The 25,890-nt window shown below is 45.5% G+C and carries 27 protein-coding genes; 24 read left to right on the forward strand and 3 right to left on the reverse strand.

Features of this window, described 5'->3' with window-relative positions; translation table 11 throughout:
* Positions 1-47 precede the first annotated feature (47 nt).
* The 4 genes from rsmG to ACYQ0H_RS01000 all read left to right on the forward strand — a co-directional run bounded on the left by rsmG (position 48) and on the right by ACYQ0H_RS01000 (position 3,169).
* Positions 48-761 (forward strand): 16S rRNA (guanine(527)-N(7))-methyltransferase RsmG, encoded by a 714-nt coding sequence (gene rsmG / locus ACYQ0H_RS00985; RefSeq protein WP_459810962.1) that lies wholly within the window; start codon positions 48-50, stop codon positions 759-761.
* 167 nt (positions 762-928) lie between these two features.
* Complete coding sequence (locus ACYQ0H_RS00990; protein WP_459810963.1) at positions 929-1,681, forward strand: zinc-ribbon domain-containing protein; 753 nt, start codon at positions 929-931, stop codon at positions 1,679-1,681.
* A gap of 89 nt (positions 1,682-1,770) precedes the next feature.
* Complete coding sequence (locus tag ACYQ0H_RS00995) at positions 1,771-2,313, forward strand: hypothetical protein (RefSeq protein WP_459810964.1); 543 nt, start codon at positions 1,771-1,773, stop codon at positions 2,311-2,313.
* A 16-nt stretch (positions 2,314-2,329) separates the two neighbouring features.
* Positions 2,330-3,169, forward strand: coding sequence for a zinc ribbon domain-containing protein (locus ACYQ0H_RS01000; protein ID WP_459810965.1), 840 nt, complete (start codon positions 2,330-2,332; stop codon positions 3,167-3,169).
* A gap of 84 nt (positions 3,170-3,253) precedes the next feature.
* Here the strand turns inward: ACYQ0H_RS01000 and alr are convergent, their stop codons facing one another.
* Positions 3,254-4,417: an alanine racemase gene (alr, locus tag ACYQ0H_RS01005; protein ID WP_459810966.1), complete on the reverse strand. Its 1,164-nt coding sequence runs from the start codon at positions 4,415-4,417 to the stop codon at positions 3,254-3,256.
* A gap of 201 nt (positions 4,418-4,618) precedes the next feature.
* Between alr and ACYQ0H_RS01010 the strand changes: the two genes are divergently transcribed.
* From ACYQ0H_RS01010 to ACYQ0H_RS01100, 19 genes are all read left to right on the forward strand, one after another.
* The gene (locus ACYQ0H_RS01010; RefSeq protein WP_459810967.1) at positions 4,619-5,191 is read left to right on the forward strand and encodes an SLOG family protein; all 573 of its coding nucleotides are present in this window, start codon (positions 4,619-4,621) and stop codon (positions 5,189-5,191) included.
* 90 nt (positions 5,192-5,281) lie between these two features.
* A complete protein-coding gene (locus ACYQ0H_RS01015; RefSeq protein ID WP_459810968.1) occupies positions 5,282-6,220 on the forward strand; it encodes an LCP family glycopolymer transferase in 939 nt (312 codons plus the stop codon).
* Between the two features lie 23 nt (positions 6,221-6,243).
* Positions 6,244-6,612, forward strand: a complete 369-nt coding sequence (locus ACYQ0H_RS01020) for a hypothetical protein (protein ID WP_459810969.1) — start codon at positions 6,244-6,246, stop codon at positions 6,610-6,612.
* Between the two features lie 197 nt (positions 6,613-6,809).
* On the forward strand, positions 6,810-7,298 hold the full coding sequence (locus ACYQ0H_RS01025) for a ribosome maturation factor RimP (RefSeq protein ID WP_459810970.1): 489 nt from the start codon (positions 6,810-6,812) through the stop codon (positions 7,296-7,298).
* A gap of 75 nt (positions 7,299-7,373) precedes the next feature.
* On the forward strand, positions 7,374-8,462 hold the full coding sequence (nusA, locus tag ACYQ0H_RS01030; protein WP_459810971.1) for a transcription termination factor NusA: 1,089 nt from the start codon (positions 7,374-7,376) through the stop codon (positions 8,460-8,462).
* A 3-nt stretch (positions 8,463-8,465) separates the two neighbouring features.
* Positions 8,466-8,735 (forward strand): RNase P modulator RnpM, encoded by a 270-nt coding sequence (gene rnpM / locus ACYQ0H_RS01035; protein ID WP_459810972.1) that lies wholly within the window; start codon positions 8,466-8,468, stop codon positions 8,733-8,735.
* Positions 8,725-9,060, forward strand: coding sequence for a L7Ae/L30e/S12e/Gadd45 family ribosomal protein (locus ACYQ0H_RS01040; protein WP_459810973.1), 336 nt, complete (start codon positions 8,725-8,727; stop codon positions 9,058-9,060). The genes rnpM and ACYQ0H_RS01040 overlap by 11 nt, the downstream gene beginning before the upstream one ends.
* A 24-nt stretch (positions 9,061-9,084) precedes the next feature.
* Positions 9,085-11,601, forward strand: coding sequence for a translation initiation factor IF-2 (gene infB, locus ACYQ0H_RS01045; protein ID WP_459811223.1), 2,517 nt, complete (start codon positions 9,085-9,087; stop codon positions 11,599-11,601).
* A 132-nt stretch (positions 11,602-11,733) separates the two neighbouring features.
* Positions 11,734-12,207, forward strand: coding sequence for a 30S ribosome-binding factor RbfA (rbfA, locus tag ACYQ0H_RS01050; RefSeq protein WP_459810974.1), 474 nt, complete (start codon positions 11,734-11,736; stop codon positions 12,205-12,207).
* A 48-nt stretch (positions 12,208-12,255) separates the two neighbouring features.
* Entirely contained in the window at positions 12,256-13,206 is a 951-nt protein-coding gene (locus tag ACYQ0H_RS01055; RefSeq protein WP_459810975.1) for a DHH family phosphoesterase, read from the forward strand.
* 1 nt (position 13,207) lies between these two features.
* Positions 13,208-14,131, forward strand: coding sequence for a tRNA pseudouridine(55) synthase TruB (truB, locus tag ACYQ0H_RS01060; RefSeq protein ID WP_459810976.1), 924 nt, complete (start codon positions 13,208-13,210; stop codon positions 14,129-14,131).
* Between the two features lie 13 nt (positions 14,132-14,144).
* Positions 14,145-14,966 carry an NAD(+) diphosphatase gene (nudC, locus tag ACYQ0H_RS01065; RefSeq protein WP_459810977.1) on the forward strand — a complete coding sequence of 274 codons (822 nt, stop codon included), beginning with the start codon at positions 14,145-14,147 and terminating at the stop codon, positions 14,964-14,966.
* A 32-nt stretch (positions 14,967-14,998) separates the two neighbouring features.
* Entirely contained in the window at positions 14,999-15,928 is a 930-nt protein-coding gene (ribF, locus tag ACYQ0H_RS01070) for a riboflavin biosynthesis protein RibF (RefSeq protein ID WP_459810978.1), read from the forward strand.
* A 101-nt stretch (positions 15,929-16,029) separates the two neighbouring features.
* The gene (gene gltX, locus ACYQ0H_RS01075; RefSeq protein WP_459811224.1) at positions 16,030-17,490 is read left to right on the forward strand and encodes a glutamate--tRNA ligase; all 1,461 of its coding nucleotides are present in this window, start codon (positions 16,030-16,032) and stop codon (positions 17,488-17,490) included.
* A gap of 84 nt (positions 17,491-17,574) precedes the next feature.
* Entirely contained in the window at positions 17,575-18,549 is a 975-nt protein-coding gene (locus tag ACYQ0H_RS01080) for an ATP-binding cassette domain-containing protein (RefSeq protein ID WP_459810979.1), read from the forward strand.
* Entirely contained in the window at positions 18,549-19,427 is an 879-nt protein-coding gene (locus ACYQ0H_RS01085; protein ID WP_459810980.1) for an ABC transporter permease, read from the forward strand. Before ACYQ0H_RS01080 ends, ACYQ0H_RS01085 begins: the two co-directional genes overlap by 1 nt.
* Positions 19,428-19,440: 13 nt before the next feature.
* Positions 19,441-21,123 (forward strand): DUF7088 domain-containing protein, encoded by a 1,683-nt coding sequence (locus ACYQ0H_RS01090; protein ID WP_459810981.1) that lies wholly within the window; start codon positions 19,441-19,443, stop codon positions 21,121-21,123.
* Entirely contained in the window at positions 21,045-22,646 is a 1,602-nt protein-coding gene (locus tag ACYQ0H_RS01095) for a DUF4340 domain-containing protein (RefSeq protein ID WP_459810982.1), read from the forward strand. The genes ACYQ0H_RS01090 and ACYQ0H_RS01095 overlap by 79 nt, the downstream gene beginning before the upstream one ends.
* 210 nt (positions 22,647-22,856) lie before the next feature.
* The gene (locus tag ACYQ0H_RS01100; RefSeq protein ID WP_459810983.1) at positions 22,857-23,138 is read left to right on the forward strand and encodes a hypothetical protein; all 282 of its coding nucleotides are present in this window, start codon (positions 22,857-22,859) and stop codon (positions 23,136-23,138) included.
* Positions 23,139-23,193: 55 nt separating this feature from the next.
* On the opposite strand, the gene ACYQ0H_RS01105 is transcribed toward ACYQ0H_RS01100, so the two are convergent.
* Positions 23,194-23,715 (reverse strand): cob(I)yrinic acid a,c-diamide adenosyltransferase, encoded by a 522-nt coding sequence (locus ACYQ0H_RS01105; protein WP_459810984.1) that lies wholly within the window; start codon positions 23,713-23,715, stop codon positions 23,194-23,196.
* Positions 23,716-23,732: 17 nt separating this feature from the next.
* Positions 23,733-24,704, reverse strand: a complete 972-nt coding sequence (locus ACYQ0H_RS01110) for a cobalamin biosynthesis protein CobD/CbiB (RefSeq protein ID WP_459810985.1) — start codon at positions 24,702-24,704, stop codon at positions 23,733-23,735.
* A 274-nt stretch (positions 24,705-24,978) separates the two neighbouring features.
* On the opposite strand from ACYQ0H_RS01110, the gene ACYQ0H_RS01115 reads away from it, so the two are divergent.
* Positions 24,979-25,821: an amino acid ABC transporter substrate-binding protein gene (locus ACYQ0H_RS01115; RefSeq protein ID WP_459810986.1), complete on the forward strand. Its 843-nt coding sequence runs from the start codon at positions 24,979-24,981 to the stop codon at positions 25,819-25,821.
* The last annotated feature ends 69 nt before the right edge of the window (positions 25,822-25,890 follow it).

Below are 25,890 nucleotides of genomic sequence, written 5' to 3' on the forward strand. Positions count from 1 at the left end.
CTGTAATGAGCGATTTTCTGCAATGAACTTAAAGAGGAGAAACTTAAATGCTTATATCAAAACCGGAGCTTGACAGGCTTTTCGGAGAATACCACATCGGAGTAAGCGATGAGCAGTATAAAAAGCTTTCGGTATATTCAGCCATGCTGACCGAGTGGAATGAAAAAATCAACCTCACAGCTATAACCGATCCTGAGGGGATCGCACTAAAGCACTTTTTCGACAGCGTTTATCCGTTTACGCTTTTTGACGTTCCGTCAGGGGCGGAGGTAATAGACGTAGGAACGGGAGCAGGATTTCCCTCCTGTCCGCTGAAGATCTTCAGGGAGGATATAAAGCTTACGCTGCTTGACAGTCTGAATAAGCGAATTAAATTTCTCTCTGAACTTTCAGATAAGCTTGAATTGTCCGCCGAATGCATACACGGAAGAGCGGAGGAGCTTGGAAGAAAGCCTGAATACCGTGAAAATTTCGATATTGCAACTGCCAGAGCGGTAGCTGATCTTTCTTTGCTCTGTGAATACTGTATGCCGTTTGTTAAGACAGGAGGAGTTTTTGCGGCGCTGAAGGGCGCTGACGGAAGGAAGGAGCTTGAAGCTTCTGAAAACGCCGTAAGGATACTTGGAGGAAAGACCGAACTTTGCAGGGAATATTCGCTTCCCAACGGTGATAAGAGATGTCTTATCATAATCAGAAAAGTCAAGGCGTCTCCAGAGAAATATCCGCGGAACAAAGGTCAGATGACAAAAAAGCCGCTTTAAGAGCCTGTATTTTTATGTGATATAACTAAATAAAAATCATGGAATTTGTTAATATTTATATAGCTTTTTATTGAAAAAACTATTGACAAAAGCATTAAATTAGGGTACTATTATAATATTAGAATGTATTTTAGTCAATATGAAAAATTAACGGGAGGAAACGTTTTATGTCAAAATTCTGTACTACCTGCGGCGCTCAGCTTGACGACAGCGCAACATTCTGCACAAGCTGCGGAGCGGCACAGCAGGAGCAGCCGAAGCAGGCTGAAAATACGGCAGCTGCCGTAGAGGCGGGTAAAAACTCTTTCAGCGGTATTATGGATAAGGTCAATGTAGACGCTGTAAAGGATTCGCTTTCAATGGAGAATATCAAGGGACTGAAAACAAATCCGAATAAGGGTACGCTTATCGCGTTAGGCTGTATTGCGGTCGTTGCTATTCTTATAATCGTTCTTATCTGCAATCTGCTGTTCGGAGGCGCATACAAAAAGCCGATCACAAATATGCTGAAGGGAATGGAAAAGGCTGACGGTTCGCTGATAGTAAAGGCTCTGCCCAAATGCGAGGTCGATTACTATGAGGAAGAGTACATAGATAAATCAGACAAATACGACAACGTTGAGGAATATTTTGAGGATACTATCGACACGACACTTAAGTTTTTTGAGGAAGAATACGGTGACGATATAAAGCTTTCATACAGCGTTGAAAAGAAAACAAAGCTTTCCGACGGCAAGCTCAAGGATATAAGAAAAGACCTTGAGGATAAATACGATGCCGACGTTGAGGTAACAAAGGGTTATAAGGTAAAGGTCGAAATGAAGATCAAGGGCGACGACGATGAAGATGAAAATAAAACAACGTTTACAGTCGCTAAGGTAGACGGAGACTGGGTAATTGTAGACGGCGGTTTTATCTGATCATATAATATCAGCTGACAGGGACGGACAGAAGAGTCCGTCCTTTTTTAGAGAATAGGCTATCGGCGGGTTTTGCAAAGGGGGTCATTATGCATAGTAATAGTAAAAGGCGCGGCGTTTTTTTTATTTCAGCGCTTGTTATAATGCTGATCATCTCCGGCTGCGGGGATAAAAGTCAAACTGCAAAATCTGTGCTTAATTACGAGCAGCCTGCGGTAACGATGATAAGAGCGGTAAAGCTTCTCGATACGAAGTCTTACCTGAACTGTTTTACGCCGGGGGCAAGGGAGAAATACGAAAAGAGCGAGAATTATAATTCAAGGCTTGCCGAGGTACTGCTGCCGCGGCAGGAAACCGTAGCTGCACCGGTAAAAATAAAAACGCTGTCGGCCGAAGAGCTTGAAGGCACCGCTGTATCGCAGCTTGAAGCGGATTACAGGGAAATGTACAGCAGGAGAATAAGCATAAGCAAGGCATATAAGCTTTCCGTCGAGATAAGCACTTTCCAGAACGGAAAGGGAGCATCCGATATAAGGGATATTACCGTTATCAATAACGGAGGAGGCTGGCTTATCTACGGGGATATTATCGAAGAATTTAATTTCAATGAAAAGCAGGCAAAAATAAATTAAGAAAGGAAATGGTCTAATGTCAGTAATTTGTCAGAAATGCGGAACTGAGCTGCCTGATAATGCAAAATTCTGCGGCTCATGCGGAAACAATATTGCGGCGGCTAAAAGAAATGCCTCTGATATATGCCCCAACTGCGGAAGTCAACTGAAGGGAGGAGCTAAGTTCTGCAGTGTATGCGGAGCAAAGATATTTGCGGCGCAGGAAGCTCCTGCTCCCAAGGCGAAACCCGAGAAGCCGACTATGGACGAGCTTGTCCCGCCTGAAATTACCGATGAGATGTTTGCCGGTCAGGGGCAGACTACGGTCAGACACGCGGGCGACCCTGATTTTGATCCGATTCTTCCTCCCGGGGCAGAGCCTGCGGAAAATGCCGCTGCGGTCCAGCCGTCGGAGGAGGAGTTAAGGGCGGCGGCTCAGGAGGACAGCTTTGTTGCTGAAACTCCGTCGGTTGCTGAAACTCCGATTATAAACGACAGCTATTATGCAGGGGTGACTGATACACAGCCTCAGGCAGATCAGACGGCATATCAGGAGTCGGCGTATCAGTCCTCATCGGTACAGAACGCAGCTTCTGCTCAGACCTATTCGGCGGCAAACAATATTTCCTCCGGCAACACACAGCCTTTAAATTACGGAAATATGCCTGATCAGCAGTATACTGCTCCTGTTCAGCAGAACGTTACGCCGGGAAAGAACCCCAGTGTACTTTTGCCGATAATACTTATTGTACTGATACTTGCAGTGATCGCGGTAGATATTTTTGTGCTGTTCCCGGACAGGATATTCGGTGAAAAGGACTCTGCGGCGGAAAAGGAAGCGGCGGCAGTATTCTATATTGACGAAGCAGAATATTGAAAATAAAGAATAACGGACGGACGCAGTTTTTTCCCTGCGTCCGTCCGTTTTATTATGTGAAACAGCCGAATATTTGCCGTATAGCTACGGGGTATATACGCCCAGCTGTTTTCCGTTTTCGTAGATAACTCTCGGAACACGGGCGGAGATCTGACAAACGATCTCGTAGCCGATAGTTCCGGTTAGATCGGCTATATCGTCGGCGGTAATGGTTTCATTTCCGTCTGTTCCTATAAGAGTTGCGGTATCTCCGGGTCTGACGTTTTCTATTTCGGTAACGTCGCACATAAACTGGTCCATACAAACCCGTCCTGTGATCGGAGCGCGTTTTCCGTGAATAATTACATAGCCCTTTCCTGACAGCGCTCTGGGGTAGCCGTCCGCATAGCCGCAGGTTATAGTGGCAAGGACTGTGGTTTTTTCGGTTATATATGTTCTGCCGTAGCTTACGCATACTCCAGGCTCTATTGTTTTGACCTGAGATACCGCCGCTTTAAGATCCATTACCGGGGAAAGTCTGAACGGGAGCGGATTTGAGGTGCTGGGCATCAGTCCGTAGAGAATTATTCCCAGCCTGGCAAGAGTACTGCGCGGCTCTTTATGATAGATACCTCCCGCAGAATTAAGGCAGTGAGCCTGAGAAGGTCTGAAACCTCGTTTACAGAGTTCGTCGTAAACCTGAAAGAACTTATCCGTCTGAGCCTTGGTATAGGCGGTATCCTCTGGGGTCTGACTGTCTGCGGCAGCATAGTGAGTAAAAATACCTTCGGCGGAAATTCCGGGCAGAGAGGATATTTTCTCAAATTCGCCGCATATCTCGGAAACCGTACCTCTAAGTCCTATCCTTGTCATACCTGTATCTACAGCGGCGTGACAGCGCAGCGTTCTGCCTTTTAAATTTTCTGACAGGCGTTGGGCATAGGAATATTCCGTAACCGCCTGAATAATATTATTTTCCGCAAGCTCGGTCGCCGCTTCGGGGGGAGTGTAGCCGAGAATAAGTATCTCGCCCTTTATGCCTAATTTTCTCAGGCGCAGAGCTTCGACCTCGTTTGAAACGGCAAACCATTTTACATTCAGCTTATTTTCCAGGAAGGGACAGACTGCCTCATCGCTGTGTCCGTAGCAGTACGCCTTTACGACGCACATAAGCTCGTTATCGGGACAGAGCCGCTGTTTATAGTTCATCAGGTTTTTTTTAAGACGGTCGAGATGAATTTCCGCCCAGGTTCTTTTAAGATAGTCCATTTATAACTGCCCGCTGAAAAATACCGCGCAGCAGGGAACAGCGGGTCTGCCTCCGTTTCGTAAAATTTCTGCGCGTAAATTTATATTCTTTTTTTGGCATATGCTATTGAAAAATGCCGCGTTCTGTGTTATAATATATTTTGATTAAGCCGACGGCAGGAGAATACGCTCCGCCGTTTCATGAAAGAGTGTGTCTTTTTTATGACTGAAAATTACGGAATAGAAAAAGCCTCCTGCTGCTGCTTTACCGGTCACAGAAGCCGGGATCTACCTTTTTTCGGGGACAGGGATAAGCAGGGCATGAAATGTCTTATCAGCAATATTCAGCTTGCCGTTGAAAACGCAGTTGACGACGGGTATAAGACCTTTATTTCCGGAATGGCGGAGGGAACGGATCTTATCTGCGCCGAGATTGTTCATAATCTTATCCACAGAAAGGGCTTTGATATAAAGCTTATATGCGCTCTACCCTATAAGAATCAGGGACTGAGGGAGCTTTCAGAGCCCCTTGATCGATATATCTACAGCATGATAATCGAAAGCTGCGACAATATCGTTTATGTATGCGACAGCTACAGAAAGGACTGCTACAGACTGAGAAACCAGTTTATGGTAGACAATTCCTCGAGGATCATAGGAGTTTTCAAGCGCAAGCTGAGAGGCTCGGGAACGTTGCAAACTATAAATATGGCAAAGGCCGCCGGACTGGAGCTTAATATAATCGACCTTGACAGCAATCCGGTATTCTATATAGATTCAGTCAGAAAGCTTTAGCGTACTATAATAGTTTACACCTAAATTGTGAAATGTTCAAGTATTTTTTTATACATATGATAAGTATTCAGTAAGGAGCGTTTAATTTATATGTCCGATACAGCAAAGAAGAAAAACAGAAAGAGATCCCAGGCACCGGTCGCTCTGGTTTATTTTGCGACAATGCTGCTTTTTCTTGCGGTATTTGCGTTTTTCGCAACTCTTCTGCTCGAAAAGGTTGAGTCATGGAACAAGCCCAAGGAGGAGGAGCCGATCGCTCCGCCTCAGTCATACAATACTATGTATGCAAGGGTAAACAGCAAAAACGTTCTTGTAGACGTTTCTATAGTAAGAGTTTCGCCGGAAAAGAAGCAGATAATCGTAACGCCCTGCTCGTCGTTTACGGTAAGCGCTTCGGACGGAGGAGCTACTCTCAGGGAGGTTTATGCCGACGGAGGAATAAGAAGGCTTGTAAAGGCTGTTGAGGATACCTTCGGAATTACAGCCGATTACTATCTATCTCTTGACAACGATTCATTTGAGAGCGCAGCCGATATTCTGGGAGGTATCGTATATACGCCGGAGGAAGACCTTTATTATCTTTCTAAGGACAACGATTCAAACGATGTATCCTACCGCATCGGACAGACGGTATCGCTTACCGGCAGGGAGATAAGGCTTATATGCCAGTATCCTGTATTTTCCGAGGGCAGGGGCGGCAACATGAAGTTTCTCGGAGAAGTTCTTTATCAGCTCGTCAACGGAGCGTTCCAGCAGAAAAACATCACAAAAAACAATATTGATAATTTATATGATATAATGACGTCAAATTCGGATACTAATATAACTAAGAACGATCATAAGCTGCATAAATCCTACATATCCGAGATGCTGAGCGAAAACCTTGAACCGGCAGTAAAGCTTGTGCCTGAGGGAACATGGACTGACGAAAAGCATTTTACGGTGTCTGACAGTTTTAAGGCTGAGCTTTCCGACGCATATAGTAAAACCGAGCCGAACGGAGAAGGAAAAAGCTCGGATAAGGACTGAATTTTAATGAAGGGACTGCTGTAATGAAGCTGATGGTAATAATTCTGAATAAGATCGACGCTCTTGACTATCTTCTCGAGGGACTTTCAGCCGCAGGGATAGGAGGAGCTACGATAATCGAGTCGTCGGGTCTGGCGATGACTCTGTCAAAACTGGACAGTTCGTTTGTCAGCGCTTCTATAAGGGCGCTGTTCAGCGGCGACGAGGATAACAGAACGATACTTTCGGTTATCAGGAACGATCAGCTTGAAATTGCAAGAAAGGTCGTATATAATACGGTAGGAGATCTTTCGCTTCCGAATACCGGGATACTTTTTACGGTTCCCATTGATTTTGCGGAGGGAATAAGCAAGAACCGAAATAAGGCTGTAAAACCGGCAGAAAAGACTTGACGTAAAAAAGCTTTACAAAGTGTTAATATCAAATTCATTTTGTGGCTGATAAAAGTCTTTTAGGGTATTGCAAATGCCGATTTTCTGTGGTATAATATATGTAATACGTTTAATGAAAGGCTGGAAATCAATTTCCGGTCTTTTGATTTTGTATAGGACGAAGTGCGGATATATCCGCTTAAAATGAGGAGGTATATATGGAAAAGAAAAATACCGCCGAGAAGGTAAGGGAGCTTGCGCTTCCGCTCTGCGAAGAGCTTGGACTTTTCCTCTGGGACGTAAGATTTGAAAAGGAGGGAGCGACCTGGTACCTGAGGGTATTTATAGACAAGGACGGCGGAGTTGATATGGACGACTGCGAAGCGTTCACAAGACCCTTCAATAAGATCCTTGACGAAGCCGACCCCATAGCTCAGAGCTATGTGCTGGAGGTAGGCAGTCCGGGACTGGGCAGGGAGCTGAAACGTCCCGAACATTATGAGGCTTGTATCGGGGATATAATTAAAATACGGCTTATCCGTCCCAGGGACGGAATGAAGGAGTTTATTGCAGGACTTGACGGATACGATAAAGAAAAGCTATACTGCCATCTTACTGACGATGACGGAAACGCTCTTGAGCCTGCGGAGTTTATTATAAAAGAGTGTGCGTCGGTAAAGCTTTATGACGACGCTGATCTGTTTTAAAAACAATGAGCGCACTTCTGCGCATTTAAATAGATTTAAGCAAAATAATAATTATCGGAAGGATTGATAGAAAAAATGAACAACGATTTTTTTGAGGCGCTCAGTCTGCTTGAAAAGGAAAACAACATTGACGCCGAGGCGCTTATTGAAACCGTAAGACAGGGTATAATGAAGGCTATTAAGAAGGATTACCCTTACTGCGAAAATATTGCGGTCGAGATAGACCCGGAAACCAGCAAATTTGAGATGAAGATACTGAAGGAAATTGTAGACGGAGAGCCGTACGATCCTGACAACGAGATAAGCCTTGACGAAGCGCTTACGCTTTCAAAGGACGCAAGGGTCGGAGGAACTGCGGAGATACTGCTCAATCCTGCAAAGTTCGGAAGAGTTGCAGCACAGAACGCAAAGCAGTCGATAAAGCATGAGATCAAGGATTTTGAGCGTGAAAGACTTATAGAGCAGTATAAGGATAAGGTTTACGAATGCGTTTCGGCTACCGTTCAGAAGGTAGAGCCGGCTACGCTCAACGCTGTACTTACGATCGACAAAAACGAGGTATATCTTGTAAGAAACGAGCAGATACCGGGAGAGGTCCTCAAGGCAGGAGATATTATAAAGGTTTATGTTGTCGGCATTGCCAATCCAGAGAAAAAGTCCTCGATAAAGATCTCAAGAACTCACAGGGAGCTTGTAAAAAGGCTGTTTGAAAGAGAAATTCCGGAGATAGCCGACGGAACGGTAGAAGTAAAGGCTATTTCCAGAGTTGCGGGAGCAAGGTCAAAGATAGCCGTATGCAGCAAGGACCCCAACGTTGACGCAGTAGGCGCCTGCATAGGACCTAAGAAGTCGAGGATCTCGTCCATAGTGAACGAGCTGAAAGGCGAGAAGATAGACGTAATTCTTTGGAGCGAGGATCAGGCGGACTTTATCGCCAAGGCTCTTGCACCTGCAGAGGTAAAGCAGGTTATTCTCTCCGAGGAGGAGGGCGTAAGGGAATGCAAGGTTATCGTTCCCAACAATCAGCTTTCTTTGGCTATCGGAAACAAGGGGCAGAACGCTAAGCTTGCCGCAGGACTTACGGGCTATAAGATAGATATTCTTCCCGAGATCCCGGCAGAGGAAGTAATGCCTGAAAACGAAAATATTACAATAGAGGAATAAGCCATGAAAAGCAAGAGGATCCCTATGAGAATGTGTCTTGGCTGCAATGAAATGAAGCCGAAAAAAGAGCTTATAAGACTTGTAAAGTCAAAGGACGGAGATATATCGCTTGACCTTACCGGAAAAAAGACCGGAAGAGGAGCTTATATATGCAGAAACGTCGAATGCTTTAGAAAGGCAAGGAACGCTCATCGTTTTGAGAGGGCATTCGGTTGCAGGATAAGCGAGGAGCTGTTCGACGGCATGGAGGCGGAGCTTGAAAATGAACAGTAAGATGGGACTATTAACAATGTGCCGAAAAGCGGGAAAGCTTCAGCTGGGTATGGATATGGTAAAGGATTCCTGCCGAAACGGCTCTGCTTTCGGAGTTTTTACAGCAAACGACCTTTCACCTAAATCGCTGAAGGAGGTTAAGTTCGTCTGCTCCAAATACGGTGTTAAGCTGTATGAGCTGGGACTCAGCATGGACGAAATATGGGCTGATCTGGGAAAAAGAGCGGGAGTTATGGCGGTAACCGACAGCGGCTTCTGCAAATCCTGCGCAAAGGGACTGGAGATCGTGCCTTTAAACGAAAACGATTATAAGAGCCAGAATTAAGGAGGGTATTTTTTGCCTATGAATATGAATAAAAAGTATAAACTGAACGAGCTTGCAAAGGATCTGGGGCTAACAAATGCGGAGGTTGCAGAATGTCTTGAAAAGCTGACGGGGGAAGCTAAGAAAACCGTCGCTTCTCTTACTCCACAGGAGGTAGGGTATGTTCTGGAGTATTTTACGCAGAATAATCAGGTGGAAAGCTTCAACGAATATTTTGCAGCTAATGTAAAGCCTGTTTCTGAGAAAAAGAAAGAGAAAAAGCCGGCGGTGCAAAAGGCTGAGAAGAAGCCTGAAGCAAAGGCTGAAACAAGACCGGAAGCAAAACCGGAAAAGAAGCCGGAGCCTGCAAAGCCGGAGCGCACGGCGTCAGATGCTGAAAAGGCGGCAGCACCGAAGAGTGCGGTAAAATTCAGCAAGCCTGAGCAGAAACAGGAGAAACCTGCTCCAAAGAAAGAGCAGCCTAAGACTGTCAAAAAGAAGGAGCACGGCGTAAAGCAGATAATCGGCGGAACTGCTGTAAAGGACGAGGGCTATACGGTTTCCGAAAAGTCGGACAGCTTCTCAAAGGGAAGAATGGTCGATACAAGAGGAAGCTATGTAGAGCTTGACAAATACAACGAAAAATATGATAAGCTGGCTAATACAAAGCAGAATAAGAACAAGGATAACTTCACAAAGAAGCAGAAGCTTACGCAGAAATCGCAGCAGTATAAAAAGCAGCAGCATTCGCATAAGAGGGAAACTGAGGCTGAAAAGCTGCGCCGTCTGGAGCTTGAGAGAGCGAGAAAGCAGCAGCTGAAGGTGCTTATTCCAGAAGAGATAGCAGTTTCCGAGCTTGCTTCAAGGCTTAAGGTGACCGCTACCGAGGTTATAAAGAAGCTTATGGGTCTGGGAGTAATGGCGTCTATAAACGAGATCATAGACTTTGATACCGCTTCGCTTGTAGCGGAGGAGCTTGGCGCTAAGGTAGAGAAGGAGGTCATCGTTACTATTGAGGAGCGTCTTATTGCCGACGAGGAGGACCCTGAGGAAAGCCTTGAGGAAAGATGTCCGGTAGTAGTAGTTATGGGTCACGTTGACCACGGTAAGACCTCTATTCTTGACAGGATAAGAAACGCAAACGTTGCCGAGGGCGAAGCCGGAGGAATAACTCAGCATATAGGCGCTTATCAGGTATATTATAATGATAAGAAAATAACCTTCCTGGATACTCCGGGACACGAGGCGTTTACTTCGATGAGAGCCAGAGGAGCAAATATAACCGATATTGCAATTCTCGTTGTAGCCGCAGACGACGGAATAATGCCGCAGACGGTAGAGTCTATAAATCACGCAAAGGCGGCGGGGGTTTCGATCATTGTAGCTATCAACAAGATGGATAAGGAAGGCGCTAACGCCGATAAGGTAAAGCAGGAGCTTACCGAGCACGGTCTTGTAGTCGAGGAATGGGGCGGCGACGTTATTGCGGTTCCCGTTTCGGCAAAAACAGGAATGGGTATTGACGAGCTGCTTGAAAATATCCTGCTGGTATCCGAGGTAAGGGAACTTAAAGCCAATCCGAATAAGCTTGCAAAGGGTACAGTCATAGAAGCAAGGCTTGACAAGGGCAAGGGTCCGACAGCTACCGTTCTGGTTCAGGGAGGAACGCTCAATTCCGGCGACGTTATAATTGCAGGAACGGCAGTCGGAAGAGTAAGAACAATGACCAACGACAAGGGAAGAAAGATCGAAAAAGCCGGTCCGTCTACGCCTGTTGAGATAACGGGTCTGGGCGATGTCCCCAGCGCAGGAGATATATTCAATGCCGTGGCTGACGAAAAGCTTGCGAGAGAGCTTGTAGAGCAGAGAAAGCATGAGGCTAAGGAAGAGGTATTCAAGCAATATCAGAAAGTTACTCTTGACAATCTGTTTGCACAGATCTCGGAGGGCGAAATGAAGGAACTGCCGCTTATAGTAAAGGCAGACGTTCAGGGCTCGGTGGAAGCTGTAAAGCAGTCGCTTGAAAAGCTTTCAAACGAAGAGGTAAGAGTAAAGGTAATTCACGGAGCGGTAGGAGCAGTTTCGGAAAGCGACGTTATGCTCGCCAACGCTTCAAACGCCATTATTGTCGGCTTCAACGTACGTCCCGACCCGGTTGCCAAGGATTCAGCGGAGCGTGACGGAGTTGATATACGTCTTTACAGAGTAATTTACGACGCTATAGAGGAAATATCCACGGCTATGAAGGGAATGCTTGCGCCTAAGTTCAGAGAGGTCGAAACGGCAAGAGTAGAGGTAAGACAGGTTTACAAGATCACTAATGTCGGTATTGTTGCAGGTTCTTATGTTCTCAGCGGCAAGGTCGGAAGAAACAATGAGATAAGAGTAGTTCGTGACGGTATTGTTATCGCCGAGGATAAGATGTCCTCCCTCAAGAGATTCAAGGACGACGTCAAGGAGGTCGCAGAGGGCTACGAATGCGGAATAACCCTTGAAAAGTTCTCGGATATTAAGGAAGGCGATATTTTTGAAGCGTTCTTTATGGAGGAATATCAGCCGTAACAGCGATACTCATATTTACAGCAGGATTTTGACAGCAGCGGGCCTTAGTCTGTCTGCTGCAAAGCCGTTTGCCTGAAGCAGCGGCGTCAGCAATAAATATATTATAAAAAGAAGCTGCGGTTTCAGACCTGTTTGTCAGGTTGGATCGCAGATGAAAACATTGGAAGGAGGATATGTCCGCTGAAGCGGCTGAGGCTTGCGCAGGCGTGCATAGAAACAGAGATGGCAGGATTTAAAGCCGGTCGTATGTCGGAGGATATACGCAGGATAATTTCCGGCAAGATGAGGGATCTGAAGGATCCGAGAATAGGCGGAGGCGATATGCTTACCGTAGTAAGGTGTGACGTTTCGGGCGACGGATCTTTTTGCAGGGTCTATATTTCCAGCCTTGAGGGAATAGAAAGGGCAAAGGACGCAGTTAAAGGCTTTGAAAGCGCTTCGGGTTTTCTTAAGAGAGAGATCTCGAACGTACTGAAGCTGAGAAAGTGTCCCGAGCTTAAATTTATTGCCGATGATTCGGCTGAATATTCAATGAGAATATCAGATAAGCTTAAAAACATCATAGGAGAAGAACCGGAGGAAAATAACGGGAATGAGCTGCCTTAAGGCAAAAATACTTTTAAGGTTTAATTTTACGAAAGGGAGAATTGTTTTATGGATTTCGGCGGACTGAAGGAATATCTTGAGACCCATGACAACTATCTGATCTTGACCCATAAGAGTCCCGACGGCGATACGCTCGGGGCGGGCTTCGGTCTGTGCGGCTATCTGCGTGACATGGGGAAAAGGGCCAACGTTCTTAACAGCGAGAATTTCCCTGTAAGATATAACTTCCTTTACGACGGTTATTATGTTCAGGAGTTTGAGCCGCAGAGCGTTATTGCCGTGGATATTGCCGACACTCAGCTTTTAGGCAGTCATCTTGCCGGATTTGCCGAGGAGGGCGCTATTGATATTTGTATTGATCATCATATTTCCAATAAGCATTATGCGCGGGAAAGCTTTGTTGACGGAAACGCTTCGGCTACCTGTCTTATTCTTTACCGGCTTTTCAAATTTATCGGCAGACCTATAAGCGATCAGGCCGCTAAGTGTCTTTATACCGGGATCGCTACCGATACGGGCTGCTTCAAATATGAGAATACCATTCCCGAAGCGCATATCGCGGCGGCGGAGCTTATGCAGTATAATATTGACTTTTCGATAATCAACCGCAGAATGTTCGACGTAAAAAGCAAGGGAAGGCTTGTCGCTGAACAGAAGGCGGTAGAGGGAATGGAGTATTTCTTCGAGGACAGGTGCGCAATAATCGTGCTTACAACTGAAATGATGAATTCCTGCGGAGTTGAGCCGGCGGAGTTTGAGGGTATGGCTTCTATTCCTCTTTCAACGGAGGGCGTTCAGATAGGTATTACTATAAAGCAGCGTCACGAGGACGTTTATAAGCTTTCTGTCAGAACTACCGAGGAGATCGACGCTTCTGCCTTTTGCAGAAGATTCAACGGCGGGGGACATATCCGCGCCGCCGGCTGTGAGATACAGGGAACTCTTGAGCAGGTAAAGGCAAGAGTACTCGACGGTGTAAGAGAGGTTCTGGGCTGCTGATATGGAAAAAGACGCTGAATTGTGCGGAGTAATTCCCGTAAATAAGCCGATCGGCTGGACTTCCTTCGACGTTGTTGCAAAGCTGCGGGGAATATTGAAAATAAAGCGGCTGGGGCATGCGGGAACTCTGGATCCTATGGCGGAGGGAGTTCTTCCCGTGTTTGTGGGAAAGGCAACAAAAGCGTGTGATATACTTCCTGAGACGGCAAAGGTCTACCTTGCAGGCTTTAGGCTGGGTATCACTACCGACACTCAGGATATTACGGGAACGGTACTTTCCGAGAACAGAGCAAGAGCGAGCCTTGAACAGCTGGAGGCAGCAAAGAGCAAGTTTATCGGAGATATTATGCAGCTTCCGCCTATGTACTCGGCGGTAAAGGTAGGCGGAAAAAAGCTTTACGAACTGGCAAGACAGGGAAAGACAATAGAGCGTGAAGCAAAGCCCAGGCATATTGATAATATAGATATAACAGAATATGACTCTGAAAAACGAGAAGGGAAAATGTGCGTTTCGGTAAGCAGGGGAACGTACATAAGAACGCTTATAAACGATATTGGAGAATATCTCGGCTGCGGCGGGGTTATGACATCGCTGACAAGAACTGAAGCCGCGGGCTTTTCGCTTGAGCAGTGCCGTTCGTTGGAGGAAATTCAGCAGGCTGCGGAGGAAAACAGGCTCGGCGGTATTATAAAGCCGATCGAAAGCTGTTTCCTGGGCGAGTATGCAAAGCTTAGGCTTGGAGAGAAAAGCACGGCGCTTTATAAAAACGGCGTAAAGCTCAGGCTAGAACAAGTAGGTATCAAGGATACGGAAAGTGCGCATAGCAGGATATTCTGCGTTTTCGGATTTGCCGGAGAATTTCTCGGTCTGGGAAAAGCGGACAGCCGAAGGAACGAATTCAGAAGCGTAAAGAATTTTTACTAGGACTGGTGAATAAATGTTTCAGGATATTGCTGAGGATCTTTGTATTGAATACGACGATTCCGATAGAGATGATAACGATATTGTCTTAGCTTACGGAAAGGGAACTGTTCTTTGTTCCGTCAGTAACGGAGAGCTTCGTCTGCCCCGCTTCTGTGAGCTTACGGGTCGGGTCAGAGCGGTTCATGCTTTCAGGGCGGGAGGGAAAAGGTTTTTTCTTTCACTGTGCAAAGCTCCCGAGGCAGAGGGTTTTCAATATGCGGACATAAACAGTATAAAGACCTTAAGTCCTTGTATCGGTCAGTATGCGGCGGTAACGGGCTATCATTACCATTGCTTTCATGAGGAAAACAGGTTCTGCGGAAAATGCGGAGGAAAAACAGTTCATAAGCCTGAGAAAAGGTGTATGATATGCTTACAGTGCGGAAACGAGATATTCCCCAAAATATCGCCGGCGGTAATAGTCGGAGTTATTGACGACAGTACCGATTCAATAATCCTTACCAAATACGCAGGGGGAAGCTACAGGAAATACGCTCTTGTAGCAGGCTTTGCGGAAATGGGCGAAACCGCAGAGCAGGCGGCAAGGCGGGAGGTAATGGAGGAAACGGGACTGGAAATAACTGAGCTGAAATATTACGGAAGCCAGCCGTGGGGCTTTTCTCAGAATATGCTTATAGGATTTTTTGCAAAGGTCAGAGGCTCACGCAGGATAATAATGGATAAAGAAGAGCTTTCAGAGGCTAAATGGGTCCGCAGGGAGGACGTATGCGCTGCGGAAAACAGCGTAAGCCTTACTAACGAAATGATGTGGGCCTTCAGAAACGGCATGGTCTGAAAATAAAAGAAATAAAAAGGCGGAGGGATAGTTTGATCTGCATTACTCAAAACAGCGTTTGCAGCAACGATACTGCCTGCGCTCTGGGACTTTTTGACGGAGTTCACAAGGGTCACCGCATGATAATAGAAAACGCCGTAAAAACAGCGGTGCAAATGGGTATCGGTTCTGCGGTATTTACCTTTCAGACTGACAGCGTAACATCAAAGGGTCATGACGGCAGGCTTGAAATGCTGCTGACCGACGAGGAAAAGCGGAGGCATTTTGAAAAGCTTGGGGCGGATTATCTGTATTCTCCCGTATTTGAGGAGTACAAGTCAATGCCGCCCGAGGCTTTTGTAAGGGACGTGCTGAAGGCAAGACTTAACTGCGTATACGCAGTATGCGGAACGGATTATACATTCGGAAGAGGGGCGTCGGGAAAAGCTGCGGATCTGGTCAGTATAGGCAAAAGGTACGGCATAGAGGTAAGGGTAATGGAGCAGCTCCGGCAGAACGGCGGAGTTATAAGCTCTACAGAAATACGGCGGCTTATACGGAGCGGAGAGATAGCCGAAGCCAACGAAATGCTAGGCTACCGCTACGGCTATTCTCTTACGGTAGAGCATGGCTGTGAGAGGGGAAGAACCTGGAACTTTCCTACTATAAACCAGAGGATACCGAAGGGACTTGTTCTGCCCAGATTCGGAGTTTACTGCTCAAGAGTGCTTATAGACGGAAAGTGGTATAACGGCGTTACAAACATAGGAGTAAAGCCCAGCGTTCATATTGAAACCGAGCCGCTTGCAGAAACCTATATAATAGGCTATGAGGGAGATCTGTACGGCAGGGAGCTTGAGCTGAGATTGTACGAATTTGTCCGTCCCGAAAGGCTTTTTGATTCCTTTGAAGAATTAAAGGCTGAGATAGCAGGAAATACGGAATTTACAATAAAGTATTTTTCGGATAAGGGCTACGATTGACCGATAACAGAGCTTTCTCCGGCAGTTTAGTTGAATATCTTAGGCAGTATACGGAAACTAACGTTTACTGCTGTATAACTGAAATAAAAATGAAAGGACAGATAAAAATGAAGAAAGTAAGAACCAGATTTGCACCGTCGCCGACGGGTTATATGCATATAGGAAATCTGAGAACGGCGCTGTTTACTTACCTTATAGCCAAGCAGAACGGCGGCGACTTTATTCTGCGTATTGAGGATACCGACAGGGAAAGATACGTCGAGGGCGCAACTGAGATAATTTATTCAACGCTTAGAAAGTGCGGTCTTAACTGGGACGAGGGCCCGGATATAGGCGGTCCCGTAGGACCTTATATTCAGTCTGAGAGAATGGGAATGTTCAAGAAATACGCCGAGGAGCTGGTTGAAAAGGGCGAGGCTTATTACTGCTTCTGCGACAAGGAGCGTCTTGATGAGGTAAAGGCGATACAGGAGGCAAGCGGAATAATGCCTATGTACGACCGTCACTGCCGCAATCTTTCCAAGGAAGAGGTTAAGGAAAAGCTTGACGCCGGAACGCCTTATGTAATAAGGCAGAAGGTTCCGCTTGACGGCGAGGTTACTTTTCACGACGAGCTTTACGGTGATATTACCGTTCCCTGCTCTACTCTCGATGATCAGATCCTTATAAAAACTGACGGAATGCCGACCTATAACTTTGCCAATGTTGTAGACGATCATCTTATGGGTATAACTCATGTTGTTAGAGGAAACGAATATCTTGCGTCTGCGCCTAAGTATAATTTGCTTTACAAGGCGTTCGGCTGGGAAGTTCCGACTTATATTCACGTTGAGCATATTATGAAGGACAAGCAGCACAAGCTTTCAAAGCGCGACGGTGACGCTTCCTTTGAAGATCTGATCGCAAAGGGCTATCTTACAGAGGCTGTTGTAAACTATATCGCTCTGCTGGGCTGGGCTCCTAAGGGAGAGGAGGAAATATTCTCTCTTGAAGAGCTTATAAAGGAGTTCGATATTCACGGGCTTTCCAAATCGCCTGCTATTTTCGACCCGCTGAAATTAAAGGCTATCAACGCCAAGTATATAAAGAAGCTGACCCCTGAGAAATTTGAGGAGTATGCCGCTCCGTATATCAGACAGACGGTCACGCGTGAGGATATAGATATTTCAAGGATCTGCTCGCTTTTGCAGGACAGAACGGAGGTCTTTACAGACATTCCAGAAACGGTAGATTTTCTTGACAGTCTGCCTGAATATGACACAGCTCTTTACTGCCACAAGAAGATGAAAACAAACGAGGAAAATTCTCTGGAATCGCTGAAGGCTGTGCTGCCTGTGCTGGAGGCTGTAGATGAAGCGGACTGGAACGAGGAAACGCTTCATGATAAGCTGTTTGCGCTTATCGGTGAATTGGGCGTTAAAAACGGTATTATTCTCTGGCCTTTAAGAGTAGCGGTTTCCGGAAAGGCGTTTACTCCTGGCGGAGGAATAGAGATATGTGCGCTTATCGGAAAGACGGATTCTGTAGCGAGAGTTAAAAAGGGTATCGAAAAGCTTTCCTGATTTTATCACTGTGCTGTCACACAGCGCTGATACAATATTATAGGCTTATTGCGGAAAAGTATCCTTAAAAGGGAGGAAAATTTAATGATTGAGGTGCAGAACCTGTCTAAGCACTACGGAGATAAAAAGGCGGTCGACAATATATCCTTCAAGGCGGAGGACGGCGAGATACTGGGATTCCTTGGGCCTAACGGAGCCGGAAAGTCAACTACTATGAATATTCTTACCGGATATATTTCGTGTACCGAGGGAAAGGCGCTTATAGACGGAATAGATATTCTTGAAGATCCTATAAAGGCAAAGGCAAAGATCGGCTATCTTCCGGAGCTTCCGCCGCTGTATCTGGATATGACGGTAAAGGAATATCTGAATTTTATATACGATCTTAAAAAATGCAAGCTCCCGAGAAATTCTCATTTGAAAGACATATGCAGCCTTGTGAAAATAGAACACGTTTATAAGAGGATAATAAAGAATCTTTCAAAAGGTTACAAGCAGAGAGTAGGGCTTGCTCAGGCGCTTGTGGGAAATCCGAATGTTCTTATACTGGACGAGCCTACGGTAGGCCTTGACCCGAAGCAGATCATAGAGATACGTTCTCTTATCAAGAAACTCGGCAAGAATCACACGGTCATACTTTCCTCTCATATTCTGTCGGAGGTTCAGGCGGTCTGCGATAAAATTATAGTTATTAATGAGGGAAGGATCGTTGCGGACGATACGGAGGACAATCTTTCAAAAAAGCTTTCGGCGGATCATAAGCTGTCGGCGCGTATCGAAGGTCCAAAGAACGAGGTTTTAAAGCTTATAAAGGGTATTGAAGGAGTAGTTTCATGCGATATAGGCGCCGAGCATACCGGAGGAGCTTGGGATTACCGAATAGAAGCAATAGAGGGCGCTGATATAAGACGCGAGCTTTTCAGAAGAATTGCTGAAAGAAACTGGTACATACTTGAGCTCAGATCCTCAGAGCTTTCACTTGAGGATATATTCCTTAAGCTAACTATGGGAGAAAGCGTTGCTCCGCTCGGCGGACGATCAAACGGAGGTGAGGAGTAATGGGAGCTATTTTCAGACGCGAGGTGCTTTCGTATTTTACCTCGCCTATAGGCTATATTTTTCTTGCGGCGTTTTATGCCTGTTCAGCGGTAAGCTTTTCAAGCCAGGCGCTTAATTACGGAACGACGCAGCTTGACGCAGTATTCGGTCAGATGATGATAATACTTATCGTTCTTATCCCTATACTTACAATGAGGACTCTTTCGGAGGAAAAGAAGAATAAAACAGATCAGTGCCTGCTTACCGCTCCGGTAAGTCTTTGGGGCATAGTTTTCGGAAAATTTCTGGCGGCGTTTCTGATATATATTCTGGGCGTAGCGATCACTGTTGTTTACGCAGTTGTAGTTTCTGCCTATGCCGCTCCCGACTGGACTGTAATCATCGGCAATGTAACGGGACTTACGCTGCTTGGAGCCGCCTTTATAGCGGTAGGAATGTTCTGCTCGTCTTTTACGGAGAATCAGGTAGTTTCGGCGGTAATAAGCTTTATCGTTATGGTCGGACTCTATATGTTTACCACTATAGGCGACGTTATACCGGTCGACTTTATAGAAAATATGATGTCTAGCCTTTCAAACGGGGCAAGAGCCGCTGTTGTAGCTCTGGCCGTAGCTGCTGTAGGTGCGGTAATATACTTTATAGCCGGCAGAAAGGCAAATACGATAGTAATATCTTTTATTATTATGCTTGTGTTAGGTCTGTTTACCTACGCCGGCGACAGGCTTCCGGAGGTATTTTCAAAGCTTTCCTTCTGGGAGAGATATTATGGCTTTACATACGGATTATTCGATTTGTCCAATGTTCTGTTTTTCATAAGTGCGGCTGCGGTATTCCTGTTCCTTTCGGTCAGGGTGCTTGAAAAACGCCGCTGGTCATAAGGAGGGATACAGTATGAGTGAAAAGAAAATACCTGAAAACGACAGCTTTTCTGAGGAAACCGTATCCGCTCCCGTAGGAGATCTCCTTAAATACGTTATATCGGCTGAAGGAGAGCCTGGCGATATTGATTGGAAGGATAATGGCGGTGAAAAGAATAAAAAGCTGAGCAAAAAGACAGAGGGTAAAAAGCTGAAGCACGGTCTTATGTCAACTATCCTGACGATCGTATTTGTTGCGGTGGTAGTTCTTGTAAATATTGTTGCAACAGTTCTTTTTGACAGATATCCTATAACAATAGACTTAACTGACGAAAAAATATACTCTATTTCTGAGGAGTCGGAGGAGTATGTCAAGAATATAGACGTAGATACGCTTATCACGGTATTTTCCGATGAAGAAGCTTTTACCGGATTAAGCACCTATACAAAGCAGGCTGCTGAGGTTATGAAAAAATATACCCAGTACAACAGCAGAATAACCTACAGATATGTTGATATTGATTCCAATCCGGATATTATGGCAGATTATCAGGCTAATTCTGTTTCTCAGTTCGATATTATCGTTGAAACAAATCCGACTGAAGACGTAAAGAGAACGAGAAAGATAACGCTTATGGATCTTGTGGACTTCAAGGACGAATTTGTTGAGCAAATGAGCAATACATACGGAACAACGCTTGAGGCTATGGCTGAGCAGTACGGCGACCTTACGGTACTGAGCTATTACGGCGGATATGTAGAGGCTTCTACTGCAGATCAGGCGTTTGTATCGGCGTTTATGACGGTTACAGATCCGAATCCGGTAACGGTAACAATGCTTACCGGAAGAAACGAAAGCTCAAAGCTTGCGTATTTTCAGAAGCTGCTTGAGGCTAACGGCTATACTGTTAAAACGGTCGATATAACCAAGGAGGAAATTCCTCAGGAAACGACGGTAGCGGTTATTCCCGCACCTCAGACTGATTATCTTGACGCTGAAATAGAAAAGGTAGACAAGTTCCTTGACAACGGAGGAGAGCTTGGAAAGGAGCTGCTGTATCTTGCTTCGGCATCTCAGGGAAAAACTCCTAATCTGGACGAGTTTCTTAAAGAGTACGGAATAGGGATAGGAGAAGGCGTCATTTGTGAAACGAGCAGCGATTATTATTATCAGATCCCTGCGATGACAGTAACAAATGAAATATCCGATAATTTCAATCAGGATATGACAACATCGGAGCCGGTCATTCTCAATTACTATTCACGCCCTGTAAAGCTGCTGTTTGACGAAGAGGGGCAGATAGCGACAGAGGCATATATAAAATCTACAGTAAACGGTTATACCATTGATATGGAATCCGGAGAAATTCTTGAAAAGGGACAGCAGGTTTATGCAGCTGTTGCTTCAAAGGCGCTGTTTCTTACTGACGGAGGAACAAATTACAGCAACGTTATCGTATTCGGTTCGGCGGACGCACTTTCCGATGTTTATTTAAGCTATTCCCAGTTCCAGAACAGAGAGTATATTATCAGTCTGCTTAACGGAATTACTCATAAAACGGACGGTATCTATATAGAGCCGAAGGTTATTGAGGGAAATGTGTTCGATATTACCGACAAGCAGAAGAGCGTGCTTAAATGGACGTTTATACTTGTCATTCCCGCGGCAGTTCTTATTACGGGACTGATCATCTGGGTCAGAAGAAAGAACAGATAAGCAAAACTGCGAAAGGAGAAACGCTCTGTTACGGGAGAGCGGAAACGTATATGAACGGAAAAGTACAAGGAATTATTGTATGCGGAGTTATAATCGCCTGCCTGGGAGGAACGCTGGCGTTTCTCAATGCGACCGGCTCAGAAGATCCAACAAAGGCGGACAGCTCTTCGCAGACAGTAAAGGAGGAGTCTGAGGATACATCGGTGCTTCTGATAGATTCCTCTTCGGATAAGATAAAGAGTATTTCGGCAGAGAACGAATACGGAAGCTTTACAATGAGCAGACCGGCTTCGGGAAAGACAGCATGGAGTATAGAAGAGCTTAACGGTATAAATCAGTCGTCAACTCTTCTGTCGGGCATGGCTGAAAATGTCGCTCAGTTTACAGCGTATAAGACCGTAGAGGAAAACGCCTCCGACCTGAGCAAGTACGGTTTTGAGAAGCCTTCCGGGGAATTTACCGTTGAGTTTTCCGACGGAACATCAAGGACCTTTTCGGTAGGCGACGTTTCAACAAAGGCACGCTACCGCTATATCTGTGAAAAAGGGAAAAGCGATGTCTACATGATCCTCAATTCAAAGGTTTCGTATTTTATAGAACCGAAGGAGAATTTTGTAAACACTTCTCTTATTGAAAAGCCGAGCGACAGCGACATGCCTGATTACGGAACGCTTACGATCCATAGGTCAGATCTTGATTACGATATGGTTTTTGAAAACGATCCGTACGATAAGACCGATATGGTTTCGTCGCAGGTTATGACCGAGCCTATCTTTTCGTATCTTAATGTTTCGGTATCGTCTGGAATTACTCATGGAATGTGGGGACTTTCAGCTGAAGCCTGTGAAAAGATATTTCCCGGGGAAGAGGACTTTAAGGAATACGGAATCGACAAGCCTGCTGCGGAGGTAAGCTTTAAGGGCAACGACTATGATTATAAGCTGAAGATAGGAAACGCAGTTTACAAGGTCAACGACGAGGGCGAGGATACCGACGAGATAGAAGCCTATTACTGCTATCTTACCGGTTCGGACGGAATAGACTGTATATGGAAGATCTCTGCGTCCAGTCTTCCGTGGACAACAGTGCTTCCCGGGGACGTTGTAACATCTCTTATGACTACCAACAATATTATGGACGTTTCCGAGGTAACGGTCAAGTCAAAGGATAAGGATATAAAATATGCCATTGACAGTGACGGCGAAAGCACTGTAAAATCCGTTAAGATGAACGGAGAGGACGTTGACGTAAGCTTGTTCCAGGATCTTTATAAGTTCCTGCTGACCTGTCCGACAAGTGAGATCTATTTTGACGAGCCGCAGGGTGAAAGCTATCTTACGATTGAAATATCCTGTAAGGACGGCTACAACGACGTTATGGAATTCTATACCGACAGTTCAAGACGCACGGTCGTAGTGCTTAACGGCAGACCTTCGTTCAGGATACAAACCAAATGGACAGACAGGTTCATTGAAAATATAGATAATGTAAAAAACGGTGAAAAGGTAATTGACACCTACTGATTCTGACAGATTATGCGGTTGTACCGGAGTATAATAATAAACGCCGCGGTTTCAGCAGATAGGAAAAAATATTTTAAAAGCTCTTCACAAAAGAGAAAAAATATGTTATAATAGCTTTGAAGCAGGTGTAAAGCCGCAGAAATGACAAAGCTTAATGACAGTGATAACAGACAGAATAAATATAATCATCATTGGTAAGGAGGAGATATAATGGCAGAAACAAAAAAAGCGTTTTTCACCTACAAGGGCGTTCCGCTGGTGAGAAAGGGAAATACAATTTATTTCGGAAATATGTATGACGACTATGTTGTCATGATTGAAATTCTCGGAACTGAAAAGCAGGGACAAATAGATGTTGCCAATAAAGTAAGGCTGAGGAAAATGGCTACCGACATAACGCTTCCGCCTAACGAGCAGATAGTAAAAAAAGCAGAGAAGTCCAGCCTATACGAGGCGCTGGATATGGCGTGTGCGTGGCTTAAAATTTCGTAATAAAAATGCAGTTCGGTTCATAATACGAATCGGACTGCTTTTTTTATGATCAGGTTCAATATTCAATTCCCCGTCTTGCCGGAATTCCTTTATCGAACGGGTGCTTTACCGCTTTTATTTCACTTATATAATCAGCATTATCGGTAAACAGCGGAGCGGGATCTCTGCCTGTTACAACAAGCTCAAGAGGCTCGGGCTTATGTATAATAAGCTCCTCTATGAGTTTTTTGTCTATCAGATCCATGTCGTAAGCGTAGGTCAGCTCGTCCAGAATAAGCATTCCGCACTGCCCGGAACGAACCGAAGCAAGCGCCTTGTTGAGATTTTCATTGTGCATTTTTCTGCATTGCTCTTTCTGCTCCTCTGTCATCTGAAAAACAAAGCCAAGATCCCTCTCGTTTCTCAGCACCGTTATGCCGTCAAGCTGATCAAGAATATTCAGCTCGCCGCTTTCTGCACCTTTCAGAAACTGGACTATATATACCTTTCCTCCGACTCCCGCAAAGCGTAGTGCAAGACCCAATGCCGAGGTAGTTTTACCTTTTCCGTCGCCGCAGCAGCAATGAATAAGTCCCATAACTAAACCGCCTTGTTTTAAATAATAAGCAGGAAAGCCGTTCTTATCAGAGCAAACAGTATGAAGCTTGCGAATACCGTTCCGTACATAAGCTGATTTGCCCAGTAAATATCGTTGGGCTGACAGGGCTTGAGCTGTTCTCCGATAAAACGATTCCGTAAAGTTTTTCCGCTGTAGTATTCCTCTTTTATAAGCTGAATATCCAACGCTCCCGCCATTATGCTGCGGGCAGTTCCAAGATTCGGTTTTGACAGCTTTTTGCGGTCGCGCTTATAAATACGTCGGCAGTTTTCGTGATCGAGCTTCAGGAATTTAACGTCAAGCTTCAGCAGCAGACCGCAGATCTTAGAAGGTATATAATTAAGTATGCTCCAAAGACTGCGTGACGGTCTGCCGAAATCTATGTATTCATCGGTAAATACTCCTATTTTCCTGTTGAGAACGCTAAGACAGCGGTAGAACATTCCGCCGAAGCCTCCGCCCAGCGCAATGAAAAACAGCGTGCCTGCTCCGTTATCCGCAGAACAGTCCGCGGCGCATTCCACAGCTTTTTTGATTATCTGGTCTCCGTCAAGGTCTGAGCAGTCCGTGCCGGTAAGCTTTTCAAGGCTTTTCTGAGCGCGCTCGGAATTTCCTGAGCGTACCGCTCTGAATATCCTGCTTAGTTCAAGCCTGGTATCTCTTACGGAAAATGCGAGCCAGCAGAAAAAGCAGTCCAGGATCAGTCCGATAACCGGAAAGAACAGGTAACCTAAGATCATCAGCGCAAGGGGTATTCCGGCGAAGATCAGCAGGACAAAAAAGATAAGCACCGCGCCTGCCATACGCTTAGCTTCGGGGGTATCCTCGTAAAATTTTCTCAGGGTCTTTTCAAGTCTCAACGCAAAGGCGCAAACAAAATTTTCAGGATCAAGAAAGCCCTTGGGAGCGCCGAACATAAGGTTGATCACAAAGCCTGCGCTCATAGCGGCAACGGTATTTAATATCATGCGCAAAAATCCTTTCCGATATATAATTGTATTAGAATAATTATAACACAGGCACGGCTATTATTCAAGTAAAAACCTGCACATTTTCTTATTTTTCTTTATATTCTGCGGCAGGGCCGGCGGGAGTTTTTCGTTGTTTTATTGATAAAAGGAAGCCTTGCGCAGGGTTTTTTACAGCAAAACAACAAAGTTTTATCCCTGCCCTTTACATTTCAGAGACAGTGTGATATTATACTATTATGCTAAAGCAATAGTACGGAAAGGATGTATAATAATGAAAAAGTATATTTTATCGGCAGTATGCGCCGCGGTTCTTATGCTGGCTGGCTGCGGTTCGTCGGATTCCTCGTCGCAGGCAGATAATGCTTCAAAGGCTGGCGGTTCAAGCACGGCCGATGGCAGCGATCAGTCGCTTCAGAAGGTTCTTGACAACGGGAAGCTTGTCCTTGGTCTTGACGCTACGTTCAAGCCTATGGGTTATACAGATGAGAACGATCAGGTAGTAGGCTTCGATATCGACGTTGCGGCGGAGGTATGCTCCCGTCTTGGGGTTACTCTTGAAACCTACGGCGTAAACTGGGATACTAAGGAGGTAGACCTTGACGCAGGAACGATAGACTGTGTCTGGAACGGTCTTTCGGTAAGTGAGGAAAGACAGAAGGTAATGCTGATGTCAGAGCCTTATATGAAAAATAAGATGGTGTTTGTTGTTAACTCAGACAGCGATATTTCATCACTTGACGACCTAAAGGGCAAAACGGTAACTGTTCAGAACGGCTCTACCGCTCAGGAAACTCTGGCAGCAGCGGATATAGCTTCGGATATAACCGTTTCCGAGCTTGCCACTAACGTTGAGGCTTTGAACCAGCTTGAGCTTGGAATGTGCGACGCGGCTTTTCTCGATTCGGTAGTTGCGGATTATGAGATCAATTCCGGAAGAGCGTTCAAGGTCCTTGACGAGGGGCTTTATGAGGAAGATTACGCTATCGGCTTCAGGCTCGGCGATAAGGCTCTGTGCGATAAGGTAAACGAGATACTCAGGGAAATGAAAGCAGACGGAAAGCTTGCCGAGATCTCAACAAAGTGGTTCGGAAGCGATGTTACAACTATAGGATAATTTGATCCCGCATTGAAAGATCGGGCGGATACAGTACAGTCTGTATCCGCCCGTTATTTTTTTATCGGA

This window comes from Hominimerdicola intestinalis, from assembly GCF_054655215.1.